The sequence below is a fragment of the Luteibacter sp. P4_E6 genome (genome assembly GCF_056401535.1).
The window spans coordinates 1-6,650 of record NZ_JBFUJE010000212.1; the positions used below are offsets into that span (position 1 = coordinate 1).

General features: G+C 64.8%; 5 protein-coding genes. 4 read left to right on the forward strand and 1 reads right to left on the reverse strand.

The genetic code is table 11. From position 1 onward, the window contains the following. Together AC1DT2_RS13295 and modA are read left to right on the forward strand one after the other, a co-directional pair. A partial coding sequence (locus AC1DT2_RS13295; RefSeq protein WP_477296755.1) for a TonB-dependent receptor occupies window positions 1-2,020 on the forward strand: 2,020 nt, incomplete at its 5' end. Further along, a complete protein-coding gene (gene modA / locus AC1DT2_RS13300) occupies window positions 2,017-2,862 on the forward strand; it encodes a molybdate ABC transporter substrate-binding protein (protein WP_477296756.1) in 846 nt (281 codons plus the stop codon). The genes AC1DT2_RS13295 and modA, both read left to right, overlap by 4 nt. A 19-nt stretch (window positions 2,863-2,881) precedes the next feature. Here the strand turns inward: modA and AC1DT2_RS13305 are convergent, their stop codons facing one another. Beyond that, complete coding sequence (locus tag AC1DT2_RS13305; protein ID WP_477296758.1) at window positions 2,882-3,409, reverse strand: hypothetical protein; 528 nt, start codon at window positions 3,407-3,409, stop codon at window positions 2,882-2,884. Window positions 3,410-3,593: 184 nt separating this feature from the next. Between AC1DT2_RS13305 and AC1DT2_RS13310 the strand changes: the two genes are divergently transcribed. Further along, window positions 3,594-4,763 carry an acyl-CoA dehydrogenase family protein gene (locus AC1DT2_RS13310; RefSeq protein WP_477296759.1) on the forward strand — a complete coding sequence of 390 codons (1,170 nt, stop codon included), beginning with the start codon at window positions 3,594-3,596 and terminating at the stop codon, window positions 4,761-4,763. A gap of 70 nt (window positions 4,764-4,833) precedes the next feature. Continuing rightward, window positions 4,834-6,650 (forward strand): thiamine pyrophosphate-dependent enzyme (locus AC1DT2_RS13315; RefSeq protein WP_477296760.1); only part of this gene is annotated, 1,817 nt, incomplete at its 3' end.

A 6,650-nucleotide genomic window follows, 5' to 3' on the forward strand; every position in this document is an offset into this window, starting at 1 on the left:
CGAGGGATACACGGTCGAGGCCGGCCAGGCCTCCTACAAGACCGAAAAGGTCGGTATGGGCCCGCTGGGCGACCGCGCTCCGCTGGATACGCCCTATTCGGTGCAGGCGGTGAATAACGACCTGGCCCGCAATCAGCAGTTGCAGAGCGTGCGCGAGGCCTTTCGCTTCCTGCCGAYGGTGCAGGGCGAGAACGTGCGGCCTCAGAGCCGCGGGCTTCAGGCTGGCGTCGTCCAGAACACCCGTATCGATGGCCTGAACATCGCCGCCACGACGGATTACCCGATCGAACAGTTTGAGCAGATCGAGGTGCTGAACGGTCTTGCCGGCGCGCTGTACGGTCCCGCCAGTCCGGCAGGCACCTTCAACTACATCTTCAAGCGCCCCACCGACGCGCCCCTGCGAGAGTTCGACGTGCGTTACAACTCGCGCGGATCGGCGCTGGGGCATGCCGACCTAGGCGGCCGTTTCGGAGTGGACGACCGCTTCGGTTACCGGGTGAACGTGCTCGATCAGAACGGACCGGGCTACGTGGAGGGCAGTCGGCTCGCCCGTCGCCTGGGGAGCGTCGGTTTCGACGCCCGTCTCGGTGAGCACACGGTGCTCGAGAACGATGCGAGCTACTACCACTACACCTCGACCGGCTTCCCTGGCACGTTTGCGCTAGGGAAAGGCGTTGTCCTGCCTTCCGCACCAGACCCGAAGCGCGCCGGTTATGGCCAGACCTGGGGCGGTGACGACAACATCACCCGGATCGTCAGTTCGCGTCTGCGCACCGCCTTCAACGATCGCTGGACGTTTCGCGCCGGCGTATTGAAAGAGAGCAACGACCGGCGTTCAACGGTTCCTACCAATACGCTTACGGACAACGCGGGCGATTACACGACCACTGCGGCGACGACCACGTACAGCTACGACATGATCGTCAGCAACATGCTGGCGCTGAATGGTCGCGTGGATACCGGGCCGCTTACCCATGACCTTCTCATCGCGAACAACGGTTTCTACTGGAGCCGCTACACGCCGCTCACGACGGGCCCGGTGACGGTCGGTCGTGCCATCCTCGACAGCCCGGTGTCTTTCGCGAAGCCCGGATTGCCGGACTTTTCGCAGCGCTACAAGTCGATGAACACGAAGCAGCAATCGGTCTCGATCGGCGACACCGTTGGCTTCAACGAGCACTGGTCGGCCCTGGTTGCCGCCAGCGACAGCTGGCTGTACGTGCGCAATTACAACCGCCAGGGGGCGACCACGAGTTCGTACGATGCCCACGGCATCAGCCCCACCGTCAGCGTGATGTTCAAGCCAGTGCCGACGCAGATGGCGTACATCACGTATGCGGATAGCCTGCAGCAAGGCGATATCGCGCCCGCCGGTACGGCCAATATCAATCAAAGCCTTTCGCCCTATCGCAGCAAGGAGTGGGAGGCGGGCTACAAGGCACGTGTCGGACCGATCGACCTGGGCGCGGCGCTGTATCGGATCGAACGCCCTTACGCCTACGTGGGTGCCGACAATGTTTTCGCCCAGCAGGGTCGACAGGTGAATCGTGGTATCGAACTGACGGCGAACGGCGATATCGGGCGCGACGTAACGGTTTTCACGGGTGTCTCGCTGCTTGATCCACGCCTCTATCGCACGGGTTCGACGACCACCAGTGACAAGCAGATCCTTGGTCTGGCGCGCGTCGTCTACAACTCGCTTATCGAGTACAGAATGCCTTGGGTTCCGGGCCTGACACTGACGCTCAACGTGAATCACGCCGGCCGCCGTGCCGGGGACTACCTCAATAGCTATTACGTAAAGGGATACACCGTGGCCGACATCGGCGGACGCTTCCAGACGCGCATCCACACGTACCCCGTGACGTTCCGGCTCGCGCTCGACAACGCGACCGACAGGCGTTACTGGGCCAACGTTACGCCTGCGGGACAGAACGGATACAACGCTGCCGGCAGTGCCACGGCGACGTTGGGCGCGCCGCGCACCGTGCGAGCGTCGGTGCAGGTGGACCTGCTATGAAGACGATGGCCTGGGTCGTCGTCACCTGTCTGGCCGCAGCCTTCCCGGCGCTCGCGGCGCCACCGTCTCCGGTCGCCGCGCCGACGACCTCACCGCTCACCGTCTACGCCGCTGGCAGCCTTACCGGTGCGCTGGCGGACATCGCGAAACAGTACACGGCGGCGACCGGCGAAGCGGTTCGTATCGTCAATGGTCCTGCCGGTCTCCTGCGCGAGCGCATCGAGAAGGGCGAGGCGGCCGATGTCTACATTTCCGCCAACATGGCGCACCCGGAAAAGCTCGCCGCCGAAGGCAAGGCCACCTCGCCTGTGGTCTTCGCGCGTAACGCGCTTTGCGTGCAGACGCTGCCGGATGCGGGTATGACCAGCGCGAACCTGCTCGACCGCCTGCTCGCCCCCGGTGTGCGCATCGGCACGTCCACCCCGGGGGCCGACCCCGGTGGGGACTACGCGTGGCAGTTCTTCGCCCGTGCGGAGACCGTGCGCGCCGGAGCACGTGCCAATCTGGAGGCGAAGGCGAAGAAGCTGGTAGGAGGCCCGGTCGCACCAACCATTCCCGGCAATGTCGGCGCGGCAAAGTATTTCCTGCAGCACCACGTCGTGGATGTGTTCTTCGGCTATTGCAGCTCACACGATGCCACGCCCGATCCGGACCTCAGTAAGGTCGAGGTGCCCGCCAACCTGTCTCTGCCAGTCGATTACGGCATGAGCGTGGTCCTGCGCGAGGGCGATCCCGCACGGCGCGCGGCCTCGTTCCGGTTCGCGCTCTACGCCATGTCGCCGGCGGCGCAGGAACGGCTGCCGGCCTATGGGTTCCGCGCCGTGGCGGCGCCGGAACACTGAATGTTGCGGCCCGGCATGCCTAGGGTACGCCTGCCTCGGCAACCGGACGCAGCAGCGCGGTCACGACCTTGAAGTTCGGCTCCCCCCTATTCTCGGCAAGAACACCACGACGACTGAAGTACGGGATGAAGTCGAGGACACTCTGATCCATAGAGAGCACGCCGCCACGGTGCAGCCAGACCTGGCGTGGGAAGCCGCCCGAGCACGGCAGCCATGACGGCGACGATGCGAACGGCGCAAGGGACAAGCACTCGCCGCGTTGGTTGACGACATGGCCCTTCTGTCCGTTGGCCGGCATGGTGACGATGGCGAGGTCTTCTTCGAGCAGGGCTTCCAACTGGTCCGCTGGCCAGAGATAGGCGAGCTCGTCGCCACCGGGGCGCCGTACAGCGTGCGTTTGCAGGGCGGCATCCGCCGACACGCCTACGTATTGGGAATCGGCATTGCGCAGAACCAGCGGGCCCTGGACGCCTGGAGCGGCCGCAGACGCCGTGCCTACGATGATGAGGCTGGCCAGGAGGGCCGCGGAACGGGGGAGCGGGTGCATGAGCGCGTCCTTTGGTGGGGGAAGTGTCAGGCATGCTCGCCTGTCCGGCCCGGGAGGCGCTGTAGGGCTTGGCCTCAGAATCTGTGGGCCTAGGGCGGGCCGGCATGTTGCGGGACGCCATGACCGCGACCGGGGGCAGGGCTACAATCGAAGGCTTTCCCGTAGCCGACTTACGAGTACCCGCATGGCCCAGCGTCTCGACCCCCTCGATCTCTACGACGTCCGCTCCCTGCTCACCGATGAGGAGCGCATGGTCCAGGATGCCGTCGGCCGTTTCGTGGACGAAAAGGTGCTGCCGATGATCGGCGACGCCTTCGACCAGGCGCGCTTCCCGGCTGAACTGGTGCCCGAGATCGCCTCACTCGGCCTGCTGGGCGCCACGCTACCCGAAGAATATGGCTGCGCCGGCATGAATGCCGTCAGCTATGGCCTGATCTGCCAGGAGCTCGAGCGCGGCGATTCCGGCCTGCGCAGCTTCGCCTCCGTGCAGAGCTCGCTGTGCATGTATCCGATCTTCGCCTACGGCTCGGAAGAACAGAAGCGCGAGTACCTGCCGCGCATGGCGGCCGGCGAAGTGATCGGCTGCTTCGGCCTGACCGAACCGCACGGCGGCTCCGATCCGRCCAACATGAAAACGGTGGCGCGCAAGGACGGCGGCGATTGGGTGATCAACGGCGCCAAGATGTGGATCACCAACGGCAACCTGGCGCACATCGCCATCGTTTGGGCACAGACCGACGACGGCATCCAGGGCTTTGTCGTGCCGACCGACACCAAGGGTTTCGCTGCGCAGGAAGTGCACAAAAAGATGAGCCTGCGCGCCTCGGTCACGTCCGCGCTGTTCTTCGACGACGTGCGCGTTCCCGATAGCGCACGCCTGCCGAACGTGAAGGGCCTGAAGGGCCCGCTCGGCTGCCTCAACCAGGCACGCTACGGCATCACCTGGGGTCCGATCGGCGCCGCGCAGGCCTGTCTGAAGGAAGTGCTCGACTATGCCGAACAGCGCATTCTGTTCGGTCGTCCGCTGGCGGCCAACCAGGCCGTGCAGATTCGTCTGGCCGACATGGCCCGTCGCATCACCACGGCACAGCTGCTGTCGCTTCAGCTCGGTCGCCTGAAGGATGCGGGTAAGCTCCAGCCGACCCAGGTCTCCCTGGCCAAGTGGAACAACGTGCGCATGGCGCTGGACATCGCACGCGACTGCCGCGACATCCTCGGCGGCGCGGGCATCACCACCGAGCATTCGGCCATCCGCCATGCGCTGAACCTGGAATCGGTCATCACCTACGAAGGCACGGAAACCGTGCATCAGCTGGTGGTGGGCCGCGAGCTGACTGGTATCAACGCGTWCTGAGGTGCGTCGTATGACGCCGTCGCCGACGCGCTGAACCAGGAACGCCTCTTACTTTCTTTCGAGTCCCACCATGTCCGTCCCGCATCCCATCCCCGCCCGCCACAAGGGCTTCAACCGCGCCGAGATCGTCGACCAGAACTTCGTCGAGTTCGTGCAGTTCTGGCAGGGCGATGTGGGCCGGGCGCCGGGGGATGACGAACCCGTGCTGCCGGGCAGCGCCCTCGACGCGCGCGGATTCCGCGAACTGTTCGAATCGCAGCTGATCAGCCGACACCTGGATCTCATGGCGCGCGTGCTTCGCGTGCAGAACAAGGTCTTCTACACGATCGGTTCGTCGGGCCACGAGGGCAACGCGATGGTGGCGCGACTGACGCGCCATACCGATCCCGCCTTCCTGCACTACCGCAGCGGCGGTTTCATGGCCGAGCGCTTCCGCAAGCTACCGGGCATGGATCCGGTGATGGATTCCGCACTCTCGTTCGCTGCAAGCAAGGATGATCCGGCTTCTGGTGGGCGTCACAAAGTGTGGGGTAGTAAGCCGTTATGGGTGCTGCCGCAGACCTCGACGATTGCCTCGCATCTGCCCAAGGCGCTGGGCACGGCCGTCGCCATCGAGCAGGCGCGTCGCATCGCGCACACCCTTCCGATTCCTGCCGATTCGATCGCCATCTGTTCATTCGGCGACGCCTCGTCCAACCATGCCACGGCGCAGACTGCCTTTAACGCAGCCGCATGGACGGCGTACCAGAAGCTACCCGCGCCCGTGCTTTTTGTCTGCGAAGACAACGGCATCGGCATCTCGGTGAAGACGCCGGGCGGCTGGGTGGCGAACAACTTCCGCCACCGCCCGGACCTCGATTATTTCTATGCGGACGGCCTCGACCTCGCCGGCGGCTATGCCGACGTGCAGAAAGCCGTCGAACATTGCCGTCGCACGCGCCGCCCCACCTTCCTGCATCTGGGCACGACGCGCGTGATGGGTCACGCCGGTACTGACTTCGAGATCGAATGGCGTTCGATCGAGGAGCTGGTCGCGCTGGAATCTACCGATCCGCTGCTGCGTAGCGCGGCCATTGCGCTGGCCTCCGGCCTGTACGATCGCGACAGCCTGCTCAATCTTTATAACGACACGCGTAAGCGTTGCTTCGAAGCCGCCGAGGAGGCGGACCGCCGGCCGCGTATCACCACGCTCGCCGAGGTGATGCAACCGCTGGCGCCGTATACCCCCGCTGCCGTTCGCGCGGAAGCCGAGCGTCCGGCCCCTGCCACCGAGCGCGAGCGTGTTTTCGGTGGCGTCGACAAGCTGCCCGAGAAGCAGCCGCCGCGGCACCTTGCCATCCAGATCGGTCAGGCACTGCACGACCTCATGGCGAAGTACCCGGAGAGCCTGCTCTTCGGTGAAGACGTCGCACAGAAGGGTGGCGTGTATACGGTGACGAAGGGCCTGCACAAGGCGTTCCGCAACGCGCGCGTCTTCAACACACTGCTCGATGAAACCATGATCCTCGGCCTTGCCCAGGGTTACGCGAACATGGGCATGCTGCCGTTGCCCGAGATCCAGTATCTCGCTTACTTCCACAACGCCTGCGACCAGATTCGTGGCGAAGCGGCATCGCTGCAGTTCTTCTCCAACGACCAGTACCGCAACCCGATGCTTATGCGCGTAGCCTCGCTCGGCTACCAGCGCGGCTTCGGTGGTCACTTCCACAACGACAACTCCATCGCCGCGCTGCGCGACATTCCCGGTCTTGTCGTCGGTTGCCCGAGCCGTGGCGACGACGCGGCGACCATGCTGCGCACGCTGTCGGCACTGGCCAAGGTGGATGGGCGCGTCACTGCGTTCTTCGAGCCGATCGCGCTCTACATGACCAAGGATCTGTACGAGCC

Bases quoted from the DNA above. Each gene is read 5' to 3' on its own strand.
- modA (WP_477296756.1), top strand. From the start codon at position 2,017: ATGAAGACGATGGCCTGGGTCGTCGTCACCTGTCTGGCCGCAGCCTTC.
- AC1DT2_RS13305 (WP_477296758.1), bottom strand. From the start codon at position 3,409: ATGCACCCGCTCCCCCGTTCCGCGGCCCTCCTGGCCAGCCTCATCATC.